The organism is Caballeronia eucalypticola, assembly GCF_047608185.1.
GTDB lineage: Bacteria > Pseudomonadota > Gammaproteobacteria > Burkholderiales > Burkholderiaceae > Caballeronia.
The window spans coordinates 103,176-126,628 of sequence record NZ_JBLKRU010000017.1 but is presented as its reverse complement, the minus strand read 5'-3'; the positions used below and the strand labels follow the sequence as shown (position 1 = coordinate 126,628).

At 61.0% G+C, this 23,453-nt stretch carries 21 protein-coding genes and 1 riboswitch; of the genes, 8 read left to right on the top strand and 13 right to left on the bottom strand.

Going from position 1 to position 23,453, the window contains the following annotated elements; genetic code table 11:
• Positions 1–57 precede the first annotated feature (57 nt).
• Positions 58–999: a GlxA family transcriptional regulator gene (locus tag ACMX25_RS20665; RefSeq protein WP_414951929.1), complete on the top strand. Its 942-nt coding sequence runs from the start codon at positions 58–60 to the stop codon at positions 997–999.
• Between the two features lie 114 nt (positions 1,000–1,113).
• On the opposite strand, the gene ACMX25_RS20660 is transcribed toward ACMX25_RS20665, so the two are convergent.
• The 4 genes from ACMX25_RS20660 to ACMX25_RS20645 form a co-directional block, all read right to left on the bottom strand.
• On the bottom strand, positions 1,114–1,380 hold the full coding sequence (locus ACMX25_RS20660; protein WP_414951928.1) for a hypothetical protein: 267 nt from the start codon (positions 1,378–1,380) through the stop codon (positions 1,114–1,116).
• 116 nt (positions 1,381–1,496) lie between these two features.
• Complete coding sequence (locus ACMX25_RS20655) at positions 1,497–2,687, bottom strand: pyridoxal-phosphate-dependent aminotransferase family protein (RefSeq protein WP_414951927.1); 1,191 nt, start codon at positions 2,685–2,687, stop codon at positions 1,497–1,499.
• A gap of 117 nt (positions 2,688–2,804) precedes the next feature.
• Positions 2,805–4,451, bottom strand: a complete 1,647-nt coding sequence (locus tag ACMX25_RS20650) for a GMC family oxidoreductase (RefSeq protein WP_414951926.1) — start codon at positions 4,449–4,451, stop codon at positions 2,805–2,807.
• Between the two features lie 49 nt (positions 4,452–4,500).
• Entirely contained in the window at positions 4,501–5,922 is a 1,422-nt protein-coding gene (locus ACMX25_RS20645; protein WP_414951925.1) for a coniferyl aldehyde dehydrogenase, read from the bottom strand.
• A gap of 222 nt (positions 5,923–6,144) precedes the next feature.
• Here ACMX25_RS20645 and ACMX25_RS20640 point away from each other — a divergent pair, with 222 nt between their 5' ends.
• Positions 6,145–7,515, top strand: coding sequence for a protein kinase (locus tag ACMX25_RS20640; RefSeq protein WP_414951924.1), 1,371 nt, complete (start codon positions 6,145–6,147; stop codon positions 7,513–7,515).
• 55 nt (positions 7,516–7,570) lie between these two features.
• Positions 7,571–8,716, top strand: a complete 1,146-nt coding sequence (locus ACMX25_RS20635; protein WP_414951923.1) for an alpha-hydroxy acid oxidase — start codon at positions 7,571–7,573, stop codon at positions 8,714–8,716.
• A 73-nt stretch (positions 8,717–8,789) separates the two neighbouring features.
• On the opposite strand, the gene ACMX25_RS20630 is transcribed toward ACMX25_RS20635, so the two are convergent.
• The 4 genes from ACMX25_RS20630 to ACMX25_RS20615 form a co-directional block, all read right to left on the bottom strand.
• Positions 8,790–9,575 carry an ABC transporter substrate-binding protein gene (locus tag ACMX25_RS20630; RefSeq protein ID WP_414951922.1) on the bottom strand — a complete coding sequence of 262 codons (786 nt, stop codon included), beginning with the start codon at positions 9,573–9,575 and terminating at the stop codon, positions 8,790–8,792.
• A gap of 124 nt (positions 9,576–9,699) precedes the next feature.
• Positions 9,700–10,803, bottom strand: a complete 1,104-nt coding sequence (locus ACMX25_RS20625; protein WP_414951921.1) for a DUF2817 domain-containing protein — start codon at positions 10,801–10,803, stop codon at positions 9,700–9,702.
• 49 nt (positions 10,804–10,852) lie between these two features.
• Positions 10,853–11,956: a 2Fe-2S iron-sulfur cluster-binding protein gene (locus ACMX25_RS20620; RefSeq protein WP_414951920.1), complete on the bottom strand. Its 1,104-nt coding sequence runs from the start codon at positions 11,954–11,956 to the stop codon at positions 10,853–10,855.
• A gap of 2 nt (positions 11,957–11,958) precedes the next feature.
• Entirely contained in the window at positions 11,959–13,017 is a 1,059-nt protein-coding gene (locus ACMX25_RS20615) for an aromatic ring-hydroxylating dioxygenase subunit alpha (RefSeq protein WP_414951919.1), read from the bottom strand.
• Between the two features lie 155 nt (positions 13,018–13,172).
• On the opposite strand from ACMX25_RS20615, the gene ACMX25_RS20610 reads away from it, so the two are divergent.
• Positions 13,173–14,114: a LysR substrate-binding domain-containing protein gene (locus ACMX25_RS20610; protein ID WP_414951918.1), complete on the top strand. Its 942-nt coding sequence runs from the start codon at positions 13,173–13,175 to the stop codon at positions 14,112–14,114.
• A gap of 28 nt (positions 14,115–14,142) precedes the next feature.
• Here the strand turns inward: ACMX25_RS20610 and mntP are convergent, their stop codons facing one another.
• On the bottom strand, positions 14,143–14,712 hold the full coding sequence (mntP, locus tag ACMX25_RS20605) for a manganese efflux pump MntP (protein WP_414951917.1): 570 nt from the start codon (positions 14,710–14,712) through the stop codon (positions 14,143–14,145).
• Positions 14,713–14,777: 65 nt separating this feature from the next.
• Positions 14,778–14,915: riboswitch (yybP-ykoY riboswitch) on the bottom strand.
• Between the two features lie 254 nt (positions 14,916–15,169).
• Here mntP and ACMX25_RS20600 point away from each other — a divergent pair.
• From ACMX25_RS20600 to ACMX25_RS20590, 3 genes are all read left to right on the top strand, one after another.
• Complete coding sequence (locus ACMX25_RS20600) at positions 15,170–16,738, top strand: sensor domain-containing diguanylate cyclase (protein ID WP_414951916.1); 1,569 nt, start codon at positions 15,170–15,172, stop codon at positions 16,736–16,738.
• 128 nt (positions 16,739–16,866) lie between these two features.
• The gene (locus ACMX25_RS20595) at positions 16,867–17,454 is read left to right on the top strand and encodes a transglycosylase SLT domain-containing protein (RefSeq protein ID WP_414951915.1); all 588 of its coding nucleotides are present in this window, start codon (positions 16,867–16,869) and stop codon (positions 17,452–17,454) included.
• A gap of 268 nt (positions 17,455–17,722) precedes the next feature.
• A complete protein-coding gene (locus ACMX25_RS20590) occupies positions 17,723–18,184 on the top strand; it encodes a hypothetical protein (protein WP_414951914.1) in 462 nt (153 codons plus the stop codon).
• A gap of 20 nt (positions 18,185–18,204) precedes the next feature.
• Here the strand turns inward: ACMX25_RS20590 and ACMX25_RS20585 are convergent, their stop codons facing one another.
• From ACMX25_RS20585 to ACMX25_RS20570, 4 genes are all read right to left on the bottom strand, one after another.
• Positions 18,205–20,370, bottom strand: coding sequence for a hybrid sensor histidine kinase/response regulator (locus tag ACMX25_RS20585; protein ID WP_414951913.1), 2,166 nt, complete (start codon positions 20,368–20,370; stop codon positions 18,205–18,207).
• A gap of 157 nt (positions 20,371–20,527) precedes the next feature.
• On the bottom strand, positions 20,528–20,893 hold the full coding sequence (locus tag ACMX25_RS20580; protein WP_414951912.1) for a hypothetical protein: 366 nt from the start codon (positions 20,891–20,893) through the stop codon (positions 20,528–20,530).
• 273 nt (positions 20,894–21,166) lie between these two features.
• On the bottom strand, positions 21,167–21,511 hold the full coding sequence (locus ACMX25_RS20575) for a hypothetical protein (protein ID WP_414951911.1): 345 nt from the start codon (positions 21,509–21,511) through the stop codon (positions 21,167–21,169).
• Between the two features lie 140 nt (positions 21,512–21,651).
• Positions 21,652–22,401 (bottom strand): response regulator, encoded by a 750-nt coding sequence (locus tag ACMX25_RS20570; RefSeq protein ID WP_414951973.1) that lies wholly within the window; start codon positions 22,399–22,401, stop codon positions 21,652–21,654.
• A 247-nt stretch (positions 22,402–22,648) separates the two neighbouring features.
• On the opposite strand from ACMX25_RS20570, the gene ACMX25_RS20565 reads away from it, so the two are divergent.
• A complete protein-coding gene (locus ACMX25_RS20565) occupies positions 22,649–23,434 on the top strand; it encodes a response regulator (RefSeq protein ID WP_414951910.1) in 786 nt (261 codons plus the stop codon).
• Positions 23,435–23,453 lie beyond the last annotated feature (19 nt).

Sequence of the window (23,453 nt, the reverse complement as noted above, 5' to 3'; positions counted from 1 at the left end):
AGATGCAACTTTTTAGGACATCGACCGGGATCCCTTTCCCGGCGCACGGGAGGACACGTGAAAACGATCGGAATCATTGTTTATCCTGACTTTCAGGTGCTGGGGCTGGCGGTCTCGACCGTGTTCGAATTTGCCAACGCAACCGTCGCACAACCCGCGTACGAGGTGAAGCTGCTGTCGGAACATGGCGGCTCCGTGCGCTCGTCGCTGGGCTTCGGCATCGACACAGCCAGTTTCCAGGGCAGCGCATTCCACACCCTGATCGTCACTGGCGACAACCTGGGCACGCCGCATTCGGCCGGCGTGTCGGCATTTCTTCGCGACGCGCTGAAGACGTCTCAACGCATCGCGGCGACCTGCACAGGCGCGTTCGTGCTGGCCGAGGCGGGCTTGCTGGACGGCCGCCGTGCTACCACGCACTGGTTTTACGCGCGGGCGCTTCAGCGCGCGTATCCGCAGGTCAGGATGGAAGAGGACCGTATTTTTATTGTCGATGGCCCGATCTGGACGTCCGCCGGCGCGAGTGCCGGCATTGACCTTGCGCTGGCGCTCGTCGAGAAAGACCTGGGCACCGACACGGCGCGGCTCGTGGCGAAAAAAATGGTGGTCTATCATCGGCGCGCCGGCGGCCAGTCGCAGTACTCGGCGCTGCTCGAACTCGACGCGAAATCGGATCGCGTTCAGACCGCGCTGGCTTATGCAAAGTCCAACCTGACGGCGAAGCTGTCGATAGAAGAACTGGCCGAAGTCGCTCATCTCAGCCCGCGCCAATTCAGCCGGGTGTTCACCGACGAGACCGGACAATCGCCTGCCAGGGCCATCGAAAATCTGCGCGTGGAGGCCGCCCGCCTGATGATGGAAGCGGGCCGGCATTCAGTCGATGTCGTCGCACGCGAGAGTGGCTTCGGCGATCGTGAACGGATGCGGCGTGCATTTCTGCGCGCCTTCGGACAGTCACCGCAAGCCATGCAGCGGATGACGGAATCGCAGCTGGTTTGACGGAGGAGCCGGTTTTGTTTTGCGCGGCGAATGGATCATGCTCGCGTTAAGGAGCTATGCAAGCATTTGCTGAATCAACAACAGGTGACGCCATCGCCGCCGCTCGGGCCGACGTTATGCGGCCGGCGCCAACTGCGCGAGCACAGTCGTCATGCTCGTGATCTGCTGGTCACCATCCGAAATTCCCGCGTCCTCGGCAGCCTTCGCCAATTGAGCGTTGGTGAGTCTGACGAGGCCGTCGAAACTATCGCGGACGATGGTTGCGGTCGTGGCGGAGCTGGTCCGGCGTTCCCAGGTCTTGTCTTCAACAAGCCGTCGAAGCACATACTCGCGTGCAGCCGCTTTTGCGGCAAGAATGCCGCGCGCTTGTTCTTCTGTCATGGTGTTCTCCCCAAGTTCGCCCTCGTTTTATAGCAACGCGGCGCACCCTTGGCGGTTCGGAAGAACACACTTGGCTCAATTCTTTTCTCGGGAAAGCTCTGTTCCGGGCGATGGCTTCAGGCCATCGCCAGACGTGCAATCGCTCGCTCCACGCCGCCGCGGCCGAACGGAACACCCTGCACGGTCATCGCGGCTTCGACGCCCCCGAGACACCCGAGGATCATCGCGGGGTTGATGTCGCCGAGATGGCCAATGCGAAATGCGCGTCCCGCGAGCGGCCCCAGACCGCCCGCAATCGCGACTTCGAAGCGTTCGCGTGCGACGCTGCGGATTGCTTCCGGATCGATACCCTCGCTCACCTCGATAGTCGTCACCGACACCGAGCGCGCCGACGGCACATCGCAGAAAAAGCGCAATACACCCGACTCGCTCCAGCACTCCACGGCCGCCTGCACCGCCTCAGCAATTCGCCGATGACGTTCCAGCACTTGGGGCAAGCCTTCGCGGAAGATCAGCCCAAGCGATGCCTCCAGTCCTGCGATCAGGCTTTGCGGCGGCGTGCCGCAAAACTTGCGATACGACAGCGTGCTTTTGCGCCGCTCCCAGTCCCAGTAGAAACGCGGCGTGGCATTGCGGCGCGAGACTTCCATGGCGGTTGCATCGGCCGCGACGAACGCGAGTCCCGGCGGCACCATCAACGCCTTCTGACTTGCGCCCAGGACCACGTTGATGCCGGTTGCATCCATCGCGAAAGGCGCGGCTGCGAGCGATGCAACCACGTCGACCACGAGCAGCGCCGGGTGATCGGCCCGGTCGATCGCCGCCCGCATGGCCGGCAGATCATTCGTGATGCCGCTGGCGGTATCGGTGTGAACGATGAAGACCGCCACGATCTCGCGCTTCGCGTCTTCACGCAGCACGGTTTCGATATCGGCGGGATCGATCGGACGCCCCTGAACCCATGGGGTACGAATCACGCGGCCGCCCATTGCCTCGGTCTGCACCGCCCACGATTCCGAGAAGTGACCTGTGCCTGCCACCAGCACCGCCTGACCCGGCGCAACCACGTTGGCAATGACCGCCTCCCACGCGCCGTGCCCGTTCGCGGCATAGAAGAAAACATCCGCTTGCTCCGTCTGCAGCACGCGTTTCAAGCCCGTTTCACACGCGGCAATACAGCGATCCAGTCGCGGGTCAGCGAGGTCCATCGGCTGACGGCTCATGGCGTGGAGGACTTCATCCGGCACGCGGCTAGGGCCCGGCGAATGCAGGAAGCGATGACCGGGCAAACGTGTGGAGTCGTTCATGCGATGATGTTTCGAAACGAGTGATTGACGCTGGAGTTTGAGCGCGCTTGAGCTTTGTGGTCAGTCAGTTTCATTGCAACCCCGGCTGGTTGTTGGCCAAAAGATTCTACAGGGCTGTCAAGGAGGATGCACTCTCGCATGTGCTAAGCGGGTGAACGCTGCAGGCGCGCGCGGTACACCCTTGATCATGTCCACGGCCTTTTCGGCAATCATGATGATCGCCGCGTTCGTGTTGCCGCCAATCAGCGTCGGCATCACCGACGCATCGACAACACGCAGGCCCTGCAGACCTCGCACGCAGAGTTGCGCATCCACTACCGCTAGCGGATCTTGTCCCATCCGGCAAGTTCCAGCGGGGTGATAGACGGTATCGACGCGCTGTTTCAACGCATCGCGAATCTGATCATCGGTGTTCACGTTCGCGGTGAACAAGTCCTTCGTGATCCATTCGGTAAGAGCAGGCGCGCGCATCAGCCGTTGCGCGAGCTTGAATCCGTCCACCATGTCGTCGAGATCGCGAGGGTCCCTGAAGAACGCCGGATCGATGCGAGGAGCATCGTGAGCGTCCTTGCTCGCAAGCGTCACTTCCCCGCGGCTTCGCGGCCTTAGCAAACACACATGGCACGACAACCCATGGCCGAGGTGCAGCGTACGAACATGGTTATCGGCCAGCGCCACGACGAAATGAAGCTGGATGTCGGGCATGGCCAGGTCGGGTCGCGTCTTGAGGAACGCGCCGCCCTCGGCATAATTGGACGTCAGCGCCCCACGGCGGGAACGGCGAAAGCGCATGATTTCCTGCACTAAACGCACGCTGCCGCGCACCGATATGCCCAGCGTGTCGAGGCTGCGAGTCCGGTAGCCGAAGATAAAGTCAGGATGATCCTGCAGGTTCTTGCCCACGCCGGGCGAATGATGCACGACCGGAATTCCGAGCTTGTCGAGCGCCTGCGCATCGCCCACGCCGGAGAGCATCAGCAGTTGCGGCGTCTGTAACGCGCCTGCCGCCACGATCACCTCGCGGCGCGCGCGAATAACGCGCTTCTTGCCGCCCATCGTTACCTCAACGCCAACGGCACGCGAGCCTTCGAAAATGATCCGCTGCGCGTGAGCATGAGTCTCGACCGAAAGGTTCTTGCGCGCCGTCATATGCGGCAGTAAATAGGCGCGCGCGGCGCTCCATCGTTCGCCATTCTTTTGGGTCACCTGATAGATCCCTACCCCCTCCTGCTCGGCACCGTTGAAGTCGTCGGTCACGGGCAAGCCCGTCTGTCGCGCGGCTTCGAGGTACCGTTCTTGAAACGGGTTGTCCGTACGCAAGTCGCTGACCCAAAGCGGCCCATCCCGGCCATGCCATTCGTTGGTGAACCGCTCGTTATGCTCGCTGCGCAGGAAGTACGGAAGCACGTCCTCATATGACCAGCCGTCATTGCCGAGCGACGCCCAATGATCGTAGTCCGAACGATGTCCGCGCGTATAGACCATTGCGTTGATGGCGGACGATCCCCCCAGAGCCTTGCCACGCGGCTGATAGCCCTTGCGTCCATTGAGTCCTGCCTGCGGCACGGTTTCGAACGCCCAGTTGTTGATCCGCGTCGGCAACATGGCGACGGCGGCCGCCGGAATATTTACCAGCGCGCTGTCACCACGTCCTCCCGCCTCAAGAATGCAAACCGTGACCGCGGGATCTTCGGTCAGCCGCCCTGCGATGACACAACCAGCCGAGCCCGCGCCGATCACAACGAAATCGAAAAGGTCGCTCATTCTGTCTCCTGCCAGAGTGTCGGCGCGCGCCGCACCGCTGGCGTGTTGTTCACGCAATACGCTTGATCAGCCACAGAACCAGGTTGAAGGTCTTGCCATAAGGTGGATGAAAAAGACGGGTGCCATTCAAGCGGGCTTGGTAGAAAACGGGTCTCTCATTGCTGAAGGTACGAAAGCCCCATTCGCCGTGATAAGCGCCCATGCCGCTCGCGCCAACTCCGCCGAACGGCTGCGCTTCCTGCGCCAGATGCCACAGACAGTCGTTGATCGTGACGCCGCCGGATATCGTTTCATTCAGCACCCGGTCACGATTGGCGACGCTCCGTCCGAACCAATAAAGTGCGAGCGGCCGGTCGCCCCGGTTGACCATGGCAATGGCTGCGTCAAGTCCGTCGTATTCGATAATAGGCAGCAGCGGCCCAAAGATTTCCTCGCGCATCAGACGCGTGCTTGCGGGCGCACCGACCACCAGTGTTGGTGGAAATTTGCGCGTGTTCTCATCGAAACGTTCACGGGCCGCATTGACTTCCACAATGCGCGCACCGCTGTCACGCGCTTCTTGCAGGATCGTCATCAGCCGCTCGCGATGCCGCGTGCTGATGATCGCCGTGTAGTCCGGATTCGAGACCAGCGTAGGGTAAAGACGCGTGATGGCTGCCTTGAGTTGATCGGCGATGCTGTCAGCCATGCCCGTTGGCACGAGGAGATAGTCTGGCGCAATGCAGGTCTGTCCGGCGTTCAGGAATTTGCCGTAGGCAATGCTTGCAACGGCAGCGGCAAAGTCGCAGGAGGCGTCGAGTATGGCAGGCGATTTTCCGCCGAGTTCCAGCGTCACCGGCGTCAGATTCGCTGCCGCGGCTTGGGCGACCTGGCGGCCGACCTGGGTCGATCCGGTAAAGAACGTGTGATCGAATGGCAGCCCGGCAAATGCCCGCGCCACGTCCACGCCGCCGTTCACCACGCTCATCTCATCCGGCGCAAACGAAGCGCTAACCAAGTGGTCCAGCAACTCGCAGAAGCGAGGGGTCAGTTCGGACGGTTTGAGAAGCACCCGGTTACCAGCGGCGAGAGCCGCGAGCGCGGGTCCCAACGATAATTGAATGGGGTAGTTCCATGGCGATACGATGCCGACCACACCCAGCGGCTGCCTTAAAAGGCGGTTATAGCCGGGCCGAAAGTGCAGGCCGGTCACGACACGCTGCGGACTCATCCAGTGCTTCAGGTGTTTGCGCGCGTGGCGGATGCCGGCGCGCACGACGAACAACTCGGCGAGCCGCGTTTCATGAGCGGACCGGCCCGCGAAGTCGGCATCGATCGCGCGTACGAAGTCACTTTCATGATTCTCCGTCAACGCAAGCAGCCGGTCCAGCCGGTCCATGCGAACGGACAGCGGCGGATTGGATTCCGCCGCGAATGCCTGACGTTGCGCCTCGAAGCGTGCTTCCAGGAAAGAAGGCGAGCTGACCTGCATGGTCTGTTTCCTGTGTGTGGAATGGCGCTAGCTTACGCGCTTGGCCGGCGATCAGGCAGCTCCTGTGTGCCGACGGCTGAATGTAAAGGACACGCTATTCACTGTGCAGAAGGCGCTCCGCTGCTCGAAGGTGGCTCACTACGCGCTTGCCAAAATACTTAGTAAAATCGATCCCGAACGGGCCATCCCGACCTGCCGCCCATCCTGGATATTCCCGCCATTGTGACAAGCACACTCGAACAACTTCGCGCCGGACAGTTAGCCGGTATCCATCGACTGACGCTAGCTTGCGGCTTGACCGAATTTCCGCGCGAGATATTCGATCTCGCCGATACGCTCGAAATTCTCGACTTGTCCGGCAATGCGCTTTCATCGCTGCCCGACGACCTGCCGCGCCTGAAGAATCTGCACACTATTTTCTGCTCGGACAACCCGTTCACAGAACTGCCCGACGTCCTCGGACAGTGCGCGCAATTGAGCATGGTGGGGTTCAAGGCGAACCGTATCCGCACGGTATCAGGCGCTTCGTTACCGCCCAAACTTCGCTGGCTGACCCTGACCGATAACGAAATCGAAGCGCTGCCGCCTGAGATCGGCAACTGCACTCAGCTACAAAAACTGCTGTTGGCCGGCAACCGGTTACGCGAATTGCCTGTCGAGTTGGCAGCATGCTCTCGGCTCGAATTGATCCGGCTGGCAGCAAATCGGCTTGGCGAGCTGCCGGTATGGTTAGCGTCTTTGCCCCGGCTGTCGTGGTTGGCCTATGCGGGGAATCCATTCAATGACGAAATGGAAACCAGCGCGATGGCGAACACGCACGTCGCTAATATTGCATGGCAGGCGCTGGACCTGCAGCATCGGCTCGGCGAGGGGGCATCGGGGATAATTTATCGCGCGGAACATCGTGTGATGTACCCGGAAATCAGCGACAAAACCCGGCCCGTCGCCGTCAAACTATTCAAGGGCGCAGTCACAAGCGACGGCCTGCCTCACTGTGAGATGGCAGCGTGCATTGCTGCGGGCGCACATCCTAATTTGATTCCGGTGCTCGGCAAAATCAAGGACCATCCCACTGGCGTCGATGGCCTCGTGATGGAGCTGATCGACCCGCAACTCAGGAACCTTGCCGGGCCGCCAAGCCTCGCTTCCTGCACGCGCGATATCTATGACGCCGATACCCGCTTCGACCTGACTTCGGTGTTAAACATCGCGCATGGAATTGCATCGGCGGCGGCGCATTTGCATCGGCAAGGGATCATGCATGGCGACCTTTACGCTCACAACATTCTGCTCGGCGCTCAGGGCTACGCGCTAATGGGAGATTTTGGCGCCGCCTCTTTCTACGCTGCCGACAATAAAACGCTGGCCCCCGCACTCCAGCGTCTGGAAGTAAGAGCCCTTGGTTGCCTGCTCGAAGAATTGATCGATCGATGCAATGTCCAAGGGTCCACGCAAAGCAGCATGGCGATGCTCGTCAAACTAAAAGATAGCTGCCTAAGCGAACAACCAAGCGAGCGGCCCCTGTTCGACGACATGGTAAATACCCTGTCTGCACAGAGGGATTCGCATCGGAGCGAGGCAACTTCAGCTTAAATTCAGGCGCGTTAACCGTATACTCATCCTCCCGTTCCCGTAGCGAGAGAGAAACGTGCCAGTGATTACCTGCATCGAGGATTTGCGCGTGCTCGCGCAACGGCGCGTCCCGCGCATGTTCTACGATTACGCCGATAGCGGCTCGTGGACCGAGAGCACCTACCGGGCCAATGAAAGCGACTTCCACCCCATCAAGCTGCGTCAGCGCGTAGCGGTCAACATGGCGGGCCGCAGCACACGCACGGAAATGGTCGGTCAGGAAGTCGCCATGCCGGTAGCGCTTGCCCCGACGGGATTGACCGGCATGCAACATGCCGACGGCGAGATCCTGGCCGCGCGTGCGGCGGAAAAATTCGGTGTCCCGTTCACCTTGTCCACCATGAGCATCTGCTCGATCGAGGACGTAGCGGCGCACACCACAAAACCATTCTGGTTCCAGCTTTACATGATGCGCGACCGCGATTTCATCGTGCGGCTGATCGAGCGCGCACGCGCCGCCAAGTGCAGCGCGTTGATGCTCACGCTCGACTTGCAGATCCTCGGTCAGCGCCACAAGGACATCAAGAACGGGCTGTCGGCGCCGCCCAAGCTAACCTTGCCGAACCTCATGAATCTCGCAACAAAACCACGCTGGTGTCTCGGCATGCTCGGCACCAAGCGGCGCAGTTTTGGGAACATCGTCGGTCATGCAAAGGGGGTGGGTGATCTCTCATCGCTGAGTTCGTGGACCGCCGAACAATTCGATCCGGGCTTGAGCTGGGCAGATGTCGAGTGGGTCAAGAAGCTGTGGGGCGGCAAGCTCATCCTGAAGGGCATCATGGATGTGGAAGACGCGCGTCTTGCCGCCGACAGCGGGGCCGACGCAATGATCGTCTCGAACCATGGCGGCCGTCAGCTCGACGGCGCGCCATCGTCCATCTCCGCACTACCCGCGATTGCGAGCGAAGTCGGAAATCGAATTGAAGTGTGGGTGGATGGTGGCATCCGCAGCGGACAGGACGTGCTGAAAGCCGTGGCGCTTGGTGCGAAGGGCACGCTGATCGGCCGCAGTTTCCTATATGGGCTGGGCGCAATGGGTGAGGCCGGTGTCGAGCGATGCTTGCAGGTCATCCACAAGGAGCTCGACATCACCATGGCCTTTTGCGGGCACACCGACATCCGGCGTGTGGACGATCAGATCCTGCTGCCCGGGACCTTTTGAAACCGGGTGCGATTATCAATTCGTGTTGGCGTCCGGCGGATAACCAGCCGCTGGACGCTTCCATCAACCGTGTTCAACTTCCCGAAATATCGAAGTCAAAGTAGCGACTCTCGATCTTTTTATACGTTCCGTCTTTCATCATCGAATCGATAGCGTGATCGAGTTTCGTGCGCAGCGCAGTATCGTCCTTGCGTACGCCAATGCCTGCACCCTTACCCAAGGTCTTCGCGTCATTCACGGGGTCTCCGACAAACGCAAAACCCTTGCCTCGCGGTGTCTTGAGAAACCCCTCGCTGCCGGCAATCATGTCCGTCAGGGTGACGTCAATACGCCCGGCCAGCAGGTCCGTGACCACCTGCTCCTGATTCGCATACGACACCACATCGATCCCGGACGGCGCCCAGTGCACTTTCGCGTAAGCCTCTTGCGTGGAGCCTTGCGCAACCCCGACTTTCTTGCCCGTCAACGATGCCACCGTCGGCTTGATATCCGCTCCCTCTTTCCCGATCAACCGGCTGGGCGTATCGAACAACGGCACTGAAAACGCCACCTGTTCCTCGCGCTTCGGGGTGATCGACATAGCCGACAAAATGGCATCGAACTTGCGGCCTTGAAGCGCCGGGATGATGCCGTCGAAACCTGTTTCAACCCACACGCATTTGACATCGAGCCGCTTGCAGATTTCGTTGCCCAGGTCGATCTCGAAGCCGACCAGTTGCCCCGACGGCGCCTTCGATTCAAACGGTGCATAGGTCGGGTCCACGCCAAATCGAAGCTCGCCTGCGTCTTTCGCTTGCACGCAGAACGCGGCGAGTGACATCGCCAACCCTGCCGCCATACCAGCCAGTGCTTTTTTCATGAATGCTCTCGTTCGACTGAATAGCCGCATCGTTGAATGCGTTGCCGGCTAAGGTTGATAAGACCGCCTGTAAAGCGGGTTGTGCGATATAGCTGTACGTAGATTCGATGCATGCCGTGGTCAGCTAGGCTGTCTGCAAAGCGAGCAGCCCACGCTCAAAGATCTGCCGCGTGCGTAGCTGGGTGAGTTCGCGCCAATCCCGATCCGCGGGATAGAAATGTTCCGCCAGCGCCATCTTGATCCGGCGCCCCGTTTCGTCTTCAGGATCGCCGTATAAATGCAGCCAGTGATCGTCCCTTAGCGCGCGATGGCCACGGTCGCCGTCATAGGTCCCGCATTCGATAACCAATTGCATCAAGTCAGTGCCGGGCAGTGAATCGAGCAGCGCCTGTGACGTGTAGCCGGTCGCCGTCGCCGCGATTCCTGAATCGGTTGTTGCAGCAGGCCCGGTGATGACCGTGTAGAGCCACGGGCCGAAAACCGACTGCGACCTGGCGAGTGCGGGGTAGGTTTCCTGCGCGACCGCCATCAACATGGCATGACCGAACGCCCCTGCCCCGGTATGCAAATCGAAACACATTGCTGTCCGTGCACCCTCCATAAAACGCTTCGCGATGGCGCGCAGGGTCTGGTTGCTCCAGGTGGCGTGCTGACCGCCGAAGAAGATGCCGTCGGCATGCGCGTACTGCCCGGCCTCCACAATGCTCATTACCGTGCCGCGACCTAGTCTTTCGATTTCTTCGGCGAGCCGTTCGTCGGCACGGCGGCGAGCGGGACCGTCAAGGTCGCGGCACAAATAGAGGGTATGAAAATCCTCATAGCGTGCGTTGTCCGGCAGCGGCTCGTTAAACGCGATGTAATTCCGGTTAAGGTCGACGTTGTCTTCATTGACCCGACGCAACCAGGCCGTGCCCCAAGGATTGATCAGATGCACCATGACCACGCAGACGTCCGCCGGTAGCGCCCGTTTTTGCAAGGAGTGAAGCAATGCGATCTGCGCTTCGGAACCGTAATAGCCTTCAATGCCATGCGTGCCGGAGACGACGATAAACCGCTTGGGCGCAAGCGGATCGCCGATCACGGCTACGTCGGTAGCAAGCAACTCACGGCGGGGACCGCGCAACGGATGCTCGAACTCCGTGAGTTCAGCGCCAGCAGCCCGCGCGGCTTCAAGAAAACGTTCGCGCTGAGCGGTAAAGCCTGGGGTTTCGATGAAATGCCGGTTCATGTTCTCTTTCCAAAATATATAGCCGCCGCTGACGGATTAATTCGCTTTGCTAAGCAATTTGCAGGGTGATGGCAGTTGATGGTCTTGCACAACACAACAGCACTTCGCCCTCGCGCGGCTCATCGAGCGGTTGCTCAAAGTACTCGACCGTGCCGTCTATCAACTGACTGGCACAACACCCGCACAATCCTGCGCGACAACTGAACGGCGGCGAAAAGCCGGCGGCTTCGGCGAAGTCCAGCAATGAATGACATGACGGATCCCATGCAACAGTCTTGCCGGAAGGCATGAAATGAACTGCGGGCACGGAGGCGTCCAATGCAACGGAAGGTTCGGGCGATGACGACCCGTCGACCTCGTCCAGCTCAAGCACTGAGGAAGGTCCAAAGAACTCATGCTGGATACGGGCTTTATCGACACCGAGACTTCGAAGTAACCGGGAGTTCGCCTGCATGAAGTGCGTAGGTCCGCACAGATAAACGTCGTAGTCGTCGAGCGGCAACACGCGTTGGAGGGTCTCGCGCGTAATCAAGCCGTGGCTGTGAAAGCGCTGATCAGCGACGTCCGATGGTTCAGGCGTGCGATAACAGACATGCGTCTGTACGCCCTCCCTGCTCGCCTGCAGGTGCACGACTTCATCCCGGAACGCGTGCACCTCGCCGTTTTCACATGCGTGTATGAAATAGACCCGACGCCGCGACGTCGCACACAGGCGATGCAACATGCTGAGCATCGGCGTCACGCCAACGCCACCGCTTAACAACACAACGGGACGATCGCTCAGCTCATCGAGTACGAACGCACCGGCCGGACCGGCAACATCAAGCGTAACGCCTGCCTCGACAACCCCATGCAGATAACCCGACACCAAGCCATCCGGCAGCTCGCCCCTGTCTGCCGGCGCCAGTTGATGCTTGACCGAAATACGCCACCGAGTGCGTTCGGCAGGATCGCCGGACAAGCTGTAATGCCGCAGCAAGCGCTGCCCGTCGGCGCCAGTAATACGCACCTGGACAAATTGGCCCGGCAGGAAAGCCGGCAGCAATCCACCGTCCTCCGCTTCCAGCACGAACGATTTGATGACGCTGCTTTCGCGCTGTACGTCAACAATGCGCATCCGCTTGAACGCTCGCGGTTCAGTTGCCTCTTGCATGACTATCGGACGGTGTCGAGCGCGGCAGGTTCAGATTCGGGCGCCCGCGTCTCCGCTTCGATCAGCCGTTGCAGGCTGCGTCGAAAGCGCAACGGCCCGGCGTCGAGCGGCAGGTCGAGATTAGGCGTTCGTTTGTTCGCCATACCCGCATGAACCGCGGTCAGGATCACGCGATCCTCTTCGAATGCATGACGAACGTCCTCGTTGAATTGACGCGATACGTTTTCATCGCGTTGATCGAAGTTGCGCATCTGGAACCAGAAATAGCGCGTGTTCGATTCATCGATTGGCGTCATGAAGTTGTACGAGTTCATCAGGAAGACTTGCTCGTGCAGCGGGCCTTCGTCGGACCCCGTGCCTGCGGGTGTGAACACGGCCTTGATAATCGCGTGCGATGGAAACCGGACTTCGTAATGCTGCTTGCGATCGCAGCGTCCCGAGAACTTCACGAAGCGCGCATAGAACGGCGCCACATCCACGTCTCGCATCCAGCGCGACACGACGACGCCGTCATCCGTCACCGACGTCTTCAGCGGCTCCGATTCGCACGCCGCGTTGCCGAACGAAGACGGATGAACCCACGCGACATGCGACGGATCAAGCAGGTTGTCCGTCACATAAAGATAGTTGCACGCGACGGTCATTGCATCGCCCTGGTTCATGCCCCACGCAGGATCGTTCCATTCCTCGACCGCGAAAATAGTGTCCGCATTCGCCTGCTCCGGCGCGCCCATCCAGATCCAGACCAGGCCGTAGCGCTCTTCAACGGGGTAGCTTCGAACGCGTGCGGCCGGTGGAACCTTCGTCATGCCCGGTGCCCGCACGCAGGTTCCCGAGCAATCGAATGTAAGGCCGTGGTAACCGCATTCAATCTGGCCGTCCTGCAGGCGTCCCATCGACAAAGGCAGCTTCCGATGCGGGCAAGCATCTTCCAGCGCGGCCACCCCGCCGTCAGGTTTGCGATACAAGACCACTGGCTCGCCCAGCAGCGTTACTGGACACAGGCCGTCGCCAATTTCGCTGCTCCATGCCGCCACGTACCACGCGTTTCTTAAGAACATTGCCCTCTCCGTTCTATTCCGATGCCAGCCGTTGCGACTGCTCACCCGCTCATCCCTTGGGACTCAGCTTAGGAACTCAAAATTGAAAAGAACAGAGGGCTAAAGCTTTGGCATCGTTTAGAATTTCTAAAACGACTTAGGCCCAGCCGCTCACCATGGACACACTTCCGCCACTGCGTGCGTTGCAGGTATTCGATACCCTGGGCCGTTGCGGGGGAGTGGTCGAGACAGCGCGCCGGCTTGGCGTTTCGCCGGGCGCGGTCAGCCAGCAAATCAAGCTTTTGGAAGATTCATTGGGCATGCGGCTGCTGGCAAAAGAAGGCAAGCGCCTTCGCCTGACAGCCGCAGGCGTGCGTTATCACGAGACCTGCGCAGCGGCGTTCGAAAGCCTGCGCGTGGCCGGCGCCGAGATTGAACGTGTCAGGAACAGGCGCAGCCTCAGCGTGAGCGCGTTGCCCTCGCTGTTGTCGAAGTGGCTGGCACCGCGCATCTACGAGTGGCAAAACACGCATCCGGAACTGGATGTATATCTGGACGGCACGCATTCGGAGCCGTCGCCCGATGGCCCCGAGATTGACTTCCGCATTACCTACGGCGAGCGGATGAATCATGCGGGCACGACGGTCGAACTCTTTCGTGACAGTGTCGTGCCTGTGTGCAGCCCGCGGTTGCTTGGTACCACCAAACCGCTCGTCAAGCTGGACCAGATCCTCGCTTATCCGTTGCTATCGATAGACTGGTTTCCCAAGTTCTCCTCGCCGCCATCGTGGAGCGAATGGTTTGCAACGCACGGCATTGAGTGTCCCGAGGACGTGCGCAGCAATCGCCTGGTGTTCTCGTTGTCGGGACTTGCGATACAAGCTGCCATTGAAGGCCATGGGTTCGTGCTGGCGCAGACATCGATGATCGTTGATGGCCTCAGCGCGGGCCGCCTCGTGTTGCCGTTTCCGGTCGGCGTTGCGCTGCCCTCGCCTTATTTCCTGACGTGGCAAGCGAGCAGTTTCGACCAGCCGCACTGCCGCGCTTTTCATCGATGGATTCTCACGCAAAGCCGCGAACAGCAAGCGCTCAACGACCGGATGCTTGGCGCCGGGTAAGCGCTCGCTGACACAAATAGAAGCGCGCTCAACTCATGTAGCCAAGATGCTCGGCCAGGATCACCGAGCCGATAACAACCAGAACCACCCCGCCCGCAATTTCCGCTCGCTGCCCAACAGCCTTGCCGAGAAAACGTCCGACCATCACGCCCAAGGTCACCATGATCAGCGTCGCGAGTCCGATGGTCGCAGCCGTCGAGAGAATATTCACATCGATGAAAGCGAGTCCCGCACCCACTGCCATTGCGTCGATACTCGTCGCGAATCCGGTGATCGCCAGCAGCCAGAAACTGTGGCTATCGGGCTTCTCGACTTCCGGCGTGGGCGTGCGCAGACCCGCGCTGATCATGCGTACGCCGAGCACGAGCAGCAAGCCAAACGCAATCCAGTGATCCCACGAGGCCACATACGGCGCAGCGGCCTTGCCGAGCGCCCAGCCGACCAGCGGCGTGATGGCTTCAATCACGCCAAAGATCAGGCCGGTGCGAAGCGCTTCGCGCATCCGCGGACGATGTAGCGTGGCGCCCTTGCCGACTGCAGCGGCGAAGGCGTCCGTCGACATGGCGAAGGCGAGCAGGAGAGTAGAAGCGATATTCATGGAGAGGTGGAGTTGTCGTTAAGGCATTCAGGTCGGGCGAGAACATGCGATGCAGCGGTGAGCCCGACCGGTCTCTCCGATGCATCGATGGTCTTGCCAACCAAAAGCTGAACGGTTGCTCATGCCACGGTTCGATCGAACCAAGCGTGTTGACATGAGCGCTTCCAGTAAATGGAAGCCGGCTACTCCCCAAAGACGGACGGAGACTATCACGATTGAAATGAAATCGTAATCTTTCCCCGGCGGCGCGAAGGGACTCTTCCTGACTGCGTGAAACGAAAACGAAAGCAAGAACGAAAGTTCGAGCCGATACAATGCGGCCAGCCCGTCAGACGTGACTAACCTCCCGATCCAATCTGCCGCACGATGCCGAACCCGAACTCCATGCCGTCGTCTGACCGTGCGTGCCCAGCGCAGCACGGCGCCCCGTGCTGCTCGTGCATGACGGCCGTCCGCGATGAAAGCTGACGCGCCGCCCGCCACGGTTCTGAGGAAGCGTCGCATCCGGTCGCGCTGGACTGCGGTCGGCATGGCGAGCACGCTGTCGCACCATCCGTTGCTTGCGGGCGTAGCCGGCACCGTGGCCGCGGTATTGATGGCGAGCGTGTCGCTCGTTACGTTGTATCAGGGGCGCCAGGGCGTGCTCGACCACGCCCACGATACATCGGCGAATCTCGTCGCCATAATCAGCAGCGACCTCGCCCGCAATGTCGAAATCTACAATCTGTCGCTCAACGCAATGGTCGAAGGCGCGGAAAATCCGGCCATGATGGGACTTCCGCCCGCCTTGCGCCGGCAGATCCTCTTCGACCGGGCGACCTCCGCTGCCTACATCACTGGCGCCTACGTGCTCGACGCGCACGGCAAGGTCACGGCAGTAAGCAAGGACATCCCTCTCTCGCCGGGCTCGTTCGCCGACCGCGAATATTTCTACGCGCAGCAGCGCAGCCCCTCGACCGGCCTGTTTTTCTCGCATCCGTTTGCGTCGCGTTTGCGCGGGACGCCGACCATCGGCATGAGCCGGCGGATCAACGCACTCGACGGCTCGTTCGCCGGCATCGCGCTGCTTGCGTTGAACGTCGCGTATTTCGACTCGTTGCTGGACAAGCTCAACGTAGGCGCCCAAGGATCGATCTTCATCGTCCATCAGGACGGCACAATGATCGCCCGCAAGCCTTTTCGCCACGACGTGATCGGGCGCAACGTCGCCGTTTCGCCCACTTTTTCGCGCATGACGAACGCCGCGTCGGGGTCGTACGCGGCGACCTCTCCCGTCGATGGCGTGCGCCGCCTTTACACGTTTTCGCATGTGCCGGGAACACCGTTCATCGCCGCCGTGGCCCCTGCTGAGGACGAAGTACTGGCGCCGTGGCGCGAACGCAGCCGGATCGTCGGGGCGCTAACATTGCTGTCGGGCTTGAGTTTCGTCGCGGTGTCGTGGCTGCTTGCGCTGTCGCTGCGCGAACGCGCCCGCGCGCAGGAGGAACTCGTCCGGCTGGCCGGCACCGACGCGCTCACCGGCCTGCCGAACCGGCGCGCCTTCGACGAACGCATGGACGACGAATGGCGCCGCGGCCGCCGGGCGGGTACACCGTTGTCGGTGTTGTTCATCGACGTGGATTATTTCAAGGCCTACAACGACACCTACGGCCACGCGCTCGGCGACCACGCGCTCGCCACGGTGGCGCACAGCATTGCCACGACCGTGCGCCGTCCGGGCGATATCCCCGCGCGCTACGGCGGCGAAGAATTCGTCGTGCTGCTGTCCGATACACCCCTGGAAGGCGCGCAGCATATTGCCGAAACGATCCGGCAGCATGTGCTGGCCTGCGCAATTCCTCATCGGGCGAGCGCGCTTGGGGTGGTGACCGTGAGCATAGGCTGCGCGACGGCGTCGCCGCCGGGTCTCGCCGGCGTGTACGGGTTGCTCGGCACCGCCGACCAGCAGCTCTACAAAGCGAAGGCCGCAGGGCGCGACTGCGTCCGGCCGCTCGCCCACGCGGCCGCCCCGATAGAGAGTTCCTAAGCACGCCGGCGGGTCCGCAAATTTCGGGCAAACGCGCGCAGACTTGCTCTACAGCCGAAGCAAACACATGATTTGCAAGGATTTTTCTCGTCTGTATAATGCGACCTTCCCTCCCAAGGCCACTTCCCATGAGCAGACTCCTCTTGCTTGCTGCGCTGACGCTAGGCGCAACGCTAGGACCGATGCAAGGCGCGGTGGCCCAGGAGCGCGCTCCAGAGGCCGCCCAGCAAGATGCCGCGGCCAGTGACGCCAGCGTCGAAGCCACGCACCAGGTCTCCCGGCTGATCTCCGAAAAGTTCGGCGTCGCACGGGCGAAAGCGGAGCAGATTTCATCCGCTGTCATGTCGGCAGCATCGAAATACTCGCTTCCTCCCGCTCTCCTCCTCGCCATCATCTCCGTTGAATCCCGTTTCAAGGAAAAAGCCCGCGGCTCCAATGGCGCAACCGGGCTGATGCAGGTCGTGCCGGCCGCGCACAAACAACTTGTGCGTAATATCGACCTGACCGAAGCGAAGGCGAATATCGAAGCCGGATCGGCGATCCTGCACGGTTATGTCCAGTCCGCTCGCGGCGACGTGGGCGCGGCACTAAAGAGCTACGGCGGCTCGAAAGCCTACGCGGAGAAGATCAGCCTGCGAGCCAAGGCATTCGCCCCGGAATTCGGCTCCGGCACTGCTGCTGACACCGACGCCGGCGCGCAAACAGCCGGCGACTGATTGGCAGCTTTCGCGCGCAGTCCTCGCACCTGAATACCTTCTTAATACTTGCTTGTTCGCTCGGCGCGCCTCCACGCGTCGCGCGGACCGCTTTTTGCTCCCCTCATACAGGACACGCCTGATTTTCATCGGGCACTAAACAAGCAAAGATTAGTAAAGTCGCGCTCCCGCGGCTAAGCCCTAATACGGTTGCCTTCCAGACCGCCCGCTTTCGATTCCCCGAAGCGTCCCCGGTTGGCTAACCGATCGCCTCATTTTCGAGGAATTCGTGACACGACGCCCCTTCGAAGCGGATCACGATCAGTTCGCTTTATGGCATCCCAAGCGCCTGCCCACCCGCATGCCTGAGCAGCGGGTCGTGATTGCGCATCGCGACCCCATGATCGGCGAGTCGTTTGTGCTGCTGCTTGGGTTGAAAGGGCTGGCGGCGCAGCACGTAAAGGATGTGGAAGCGCTCACGCTCCTGATTGAAGACTGGCATCCGCAGGCATTGATGATCGATACGCGCCTCGCGACCGGCGAGCACGCCGGTTTCGTGCGCAAACTCAGCGATAACCCGAGCCACGCCGGCACGCTGCTGCTCGCGTTCAGCAATTTCCTGCCGGAAGATCCGGTTGCGGTGTTGCAGGAAGCAGGTTACGACGGCCATTGCCGCCGTCCCTGTCCCATGTGGCGCATCTCTGAGGTTCTCAGCGATTTTTTCGCGCTGAACAGAGCATCGATGAGTTGATAGATTGACGAGCTAACGAGTCAACGCAGCACCAGTTCCCGCAACTCGTCGATATTGAATGGTTTCGCGAGAATCGTTACCCCGGTGTGGCGCGCGCGCTCGAATTCATCGGCATAACCGGTCATCAGCGCGATCCGCTGCGTGGGCCAGGCGCCACGTACTTTCTCAGCCAGGTCGATGCCGTTAAGCCGGCCGGGCATTTGTATATCCGACAACACCAGGTCAAAGCGACTGCCTTCGCTGAGCAGGTCGAAGGCTTTATCGGCGGTGAGCTCGTGGCGTACGTCGCAGCCAAACGTAGCGAGCACCGCCGCCACGCCCGCCGCCACTTCCTCGTTGTCTTCTACCAGCAAGATCGAACCGGGATGTACCGGCGCCGGCGCAGCATTGTCCGGTGAATCTGGCGTGAGAGCCGCGACTTCCGGCGCAGTCCCGGTGGACGGAACGTGGTATCGGGGCAGATAAAGCCGCACGGTCGTGCCACGGCCCGGCACGCTGTCAAGGCGCGCCGTGCCGCCCGCCTGCTCACTTGCCGCCAGCACTTGCGCCAACCCCAAACCCGTTCCTGAGCCGCTCAGCTTGGTCGTGAACAGGGGTTCGAATGCGCGCCGCGCGGTCAACTCCGTCATGCCCTCGCCACTGTCGGTGAAAGCAAGCAGCGCGTACTCGCCGTCGGGTAAAACATTGTCGGCCGTCACGCGAACGTTCTGGCTGCGGATCACGAAACGGCCGCCGCGCGGCATTGCATCGCGGGCATTCACGGCAATATTGATGATCGCGAACTCAAGTTCGGTAGCGTCCGCACGAACCTGCCACATGTCCGGCGACACCTGCACCTTCACCTGGACCTTCTCGCCGGCCGCCGTTTCGATCAGCCCGGTCGCCGCGGGCAGCCAGACAGCGAGGTCGATCGGCTCCTGCTTGAGCGGCTGCTTGCGCGCGACACTGAGCAAGCGTCTGGCGAGCGCTTCAGCACCGGCGGTCGCGCGCTCCACGGCCAGGACTTCCCGTTCCAGCCCGTTGAAATTCTTGCGCCGCGCGAGCTCCATATTCGCCGATACCACCATCAGCAAGTTGTTGAAATCGTGCGCGACGTTCGCCACCAGATTGCCGAGCGCGCCCATGCGCCGCAATTGCCGGCTGGATGCTTCAGCCGAAAGCCGCATGGCAACCTCCGCCTGCCATCGCTCCCATGCGGCCTGTTGCGCCCGCAACTGGTGCAACGAAAACAACACGAGCAGCCAGACCGCGACGCACGGCGCCGCCGTGATCACGGCGATCAGCGAGTAGTGCTTGCGCCACTCCGCGAAAATCGCATCGGTCGGAATCGCGCTTGTCACATAGAGCGGGTAATCCCCCGCACGGCGAAACGCCACCACGCGTTCCACACCATCAACGCTTGAGCGAATCCGGATGCGGCCGAATAGTTCGTTGTTGCGCATGGCGCTGGTGAACGCCGTGTCGCGAGCGTGGGTGATGCCGGGACGGCTCGGCGGCTCGCGCACGAGAATGCCGCCGTCGCGCCGGAACAAGCCGACGCTCATGCCCGGTTCACCATTCGACAGATCGCGATAGAAACCCGCGAAATAATCGCGTTTGAGCGCGATCGACACGACGCCCGCAAAGTGGCCGTCGTTCAGGCTACGGCCGACGCTGGTGGTAAACACATTTTCTTGCTGGATGCTGCCAAGGAGCGGCAGTGAAAAATACGGGTCCGGGCGGATGGAGCGAGCCGAAGTAAAGTCGTCGCGATTCGCGATTGACACGGACGGCACGGGGAAATAGCGGTTGCTGGCGAGCATCTCGCCTTTCACGCCAAAGATGGTGATGCCTGCCACCTGATCAAACGAGTCGCCGATCACGCTCAGGCGGTCATGGATGGCTTTCTGGTTCGCGGTGATCTGGGCGTCGTTGCTGTCGGCGAGCATTTCCACAATACGCGTGGAGATTTCGCGGTTGAGATCGAGTACCTTGACCGCTTGTTCATCGGCGACACGCGCGACGCGGTCGGCGATGTCATTCGATTCGGTCATGCGGCGCTGATAATCGTAATAACCGTAGCCGAGCAAAAACACGATCGGAAAGAGGATCGATGCCGCCAGCACGACCAGCAGCATTCGCCGGGTCGCGGCGAAATTGCGCAGCGGCAATGGCAAGTCGAGTCCGGCGGAATCCGAAGAGTGCAAAGCGTCAAAGCTCCAAGGTTGCGCTCGCTCGCGCCGGGGTTGGTCGGTTTTGCGGGCGGGCAGTTCTGCCAGCAGTTAGCAAGCAACAGCTAACAGACTAACAACTAGCAGAACCCGTGAGCGCTAAACCTGAGAACAAGCGAGACATCCAACCCCGTTACTGCGGCTTCGACATTGTCCCACTCCCATTTGGCGATGTGGTCGAGTTGCTATTTGCGCTGGAACCATTGCTCTTCATGTTAGGCGTGGCGCCTGTGCCTGTGCCCATCCCGCCACCGACCGCGTTGCCTCCGGGCGCATTGCTCATTCCCGCTCCGTTGGAGCTGCCAGCATTCCCACCGCCGCCGCCCACCCCCGCGCCGCCGGCCGAACCTCCACCCGCTGAACCACCTCCCGATCCGCCGCCTGCGCCACCACCCGCTCCGCCTCCCCCGCCGCCGGCCTGCGCGTAAACACTGCCCACGCCGCCCGACAGACCCAGCACGAGCGCAGACACCAAAAGCTTCTTGGTTACGTTTTTCATTGCAGCCTCCTTGAAATACCGTTGAGTGCGTTGCGCAGGACTTTTGTCGCAACGCTCGCTCTTAAGCTAGTGCAAGGGGCATGCCGCACAAGCGGCTATTCGATGGCCGGTAACGCTTGCCTGGCGGGCATTTCAAGGTTTGGACGGCAGCAGTACTTGTGACCTTGAGCCAGCTTTTTGACCAGCTTTTGCGCAACACATAGTCTGATCCGAAACGCACAAAACAAAAAACCGGGCTTGCCAGCCCGGTTTTCGATTCGAGGTAGTTCGGTCTTACCAGCCTTGTTGCTGGTAATAACCTGCCTGCGGTTGCGGACCGCACGGTACATAAGCGCGGCGATAGCTGTCGTAGCAGTATCCCGGGGGCGGGCCCGGCTGGGCGTAGACCGGCTGTGCATAAACAGGTTGCGCGTAGACCGGTTGATACACCGGCTGGGCATAGACAGGTTGTGCGTACGTCGGCTGAGCCACGGCGGACCCGACCAATGCGCCAATCACCGCGCCGCCCAGCAATGCGCCGACAACCGCGCCACCGTCCCCGCCACCCCCGTGTGCGGACGCCTGACCCGACATGGCAAGACTTCCGGCCAACACCAACACTGCAGCTACGCGTTTCATTTGAGTTCTCCAGATCCCGTGGTCGGGACTATGGAACCGATCTTATGCGGGTACAGAAGAAATAACTGATGCAGTTGGTAACGGATCATTTCAGCGGATACATCTTCGGGTGCTGTTTGGTACCCGTGCGCCCGCGTTCATCACGCTTCAGTCGATGCCCGGCGGATAGCCCGTTCCACCGCGCCGGTCTCGCCGTGCGGCACGAAGATATAACCCTGTCCCCAGACCGTCTGGACATAACGCGGGTCCGATGGATCGGCCTCCAGCAAGCGCCTCAGCCGCCATATCGACACATCCAGGCTACGGTCCCTGTACGTTCCGGCCTGACCACGCAGCTTCTCGTTCAACTGAGCGCGCGTGAGTACGACCATTTCGTTCTTCACGAAGATCTTCAGCGTCGCGAATTCGCCGGAACGTAATGGCACACGCTCGCCGTTGTGACGGAGCTCGCGCGCGGCGAAATCGACTTCGTAGGGGCCGAATCGATAAGGCGGCCGGTCCTCCGGCGCGCCGGGCGACGCCGCGTCGCGACGTCTCAGCACCGTGCGGATGCGCGCAAGCAATTCACGTGGATCGAAAGGTTTGGCGAGGTAATCGTCGGCGCCCAGCTCAAGGCCGATCACGCGATCGATAACATCGGAACGCGCTGTCAGGAAGATCACCGGGATGTCGTCGCCGGCCGCCCGCAGTTCGCGCAATGCACTGATGCCATCCTGCTCGGGCATCATCACGTCGAGCACCACAATTGACGGCCGCTCGACGTCAAGACGTCGTTTAAGGCCTGTACCGTCGTGCAGCACCGAGACTGCCAGGCCGTTGCCTTGCAGGTATTCGCGAACGAGGTCGCGCACTACGGGGTCGTCGTCGACGAGAAGGACATGATGGGTCATGCGATTCATTCTAAGACGCCAAAGCGCCTTTTCGCGATACCGATTCCTTTCCGCTTCTTTCATCGAATTGCACGGCAAGCGATCGCTCAAATCTCCTGATCAAAGCGCTTGGCCGCCCGGGCCAACGCGCACGGGCTTTTCAAGCCGGTGCCGCCGGTCATTTTTGCGGCAGTTTCGGGTAAGAATCGGTAACGATCTTTGAGCCGATGAAAAACCGTAGTTTTCCTATGCCAGCTAAAATTTCACCATGACTACCTCTGTATTGATCGTCGACGACGACCTCGCGGTGTGCGACCTCCTGAGCCGCTTCCTGAAAGCGCGCGGACTCGACGTTTCCGTCCTGCATGACGGCACCGACCTGCGCGGGCGGCTGGAATATGCACGTCCGTCCATCGTGGTGCTCGACATCATGATGCCGAACCTGGACGGCATCGCTGCGCTTCGCCAGGTGCGTGCCGCCGGTGACGACATCCCCGTGATCTTCGTGACCGCACGCGACAGCGTGACGGACAAGGTGGAAGGGCTGGAACTCGGCGCCGACGATTACCTCGCCAAACCCTTCGATCCGCGCGAACTGCTTGCCCGCATCGACACCGTGTTGCGGCGGCGCGCGCCCGCATCGACGGCGCGGCCGGAAGCCCGCGCGAGCGAACGCTTCGGCCGCTTCGAGTTGGACTTCGTGACGCGTGCGCTGGTGAGCGACAACGAGCGCATTCCGCTGCGCGACAGCGAATTCGCGTTGCTCAAAGTGCTGGTGCGGCATCCGTACAAAGTGTTGTCGCGCGTTCTTATCCACGATCTCGTGCATCGCGACGACAGCACGTTCAGCGATCGCAGCCTCGACGTGCCCATCTGGCGCTTGCGCCGGATTATTGAGGAAGATCCGGCCAGCCCGCGTCATGTGCAGACGGTGCGCGGCCAGGGTTATGTCTTCATTCCCGATCCCGACGGTGCGCGCAATATGAACTCGGCGGAGCAATCGGCGCCTCCCATGCCGGCACCCTCCGCGCCTGATCGCGCATCAACGGTATGAAACTTTTCGGCACGGCGCG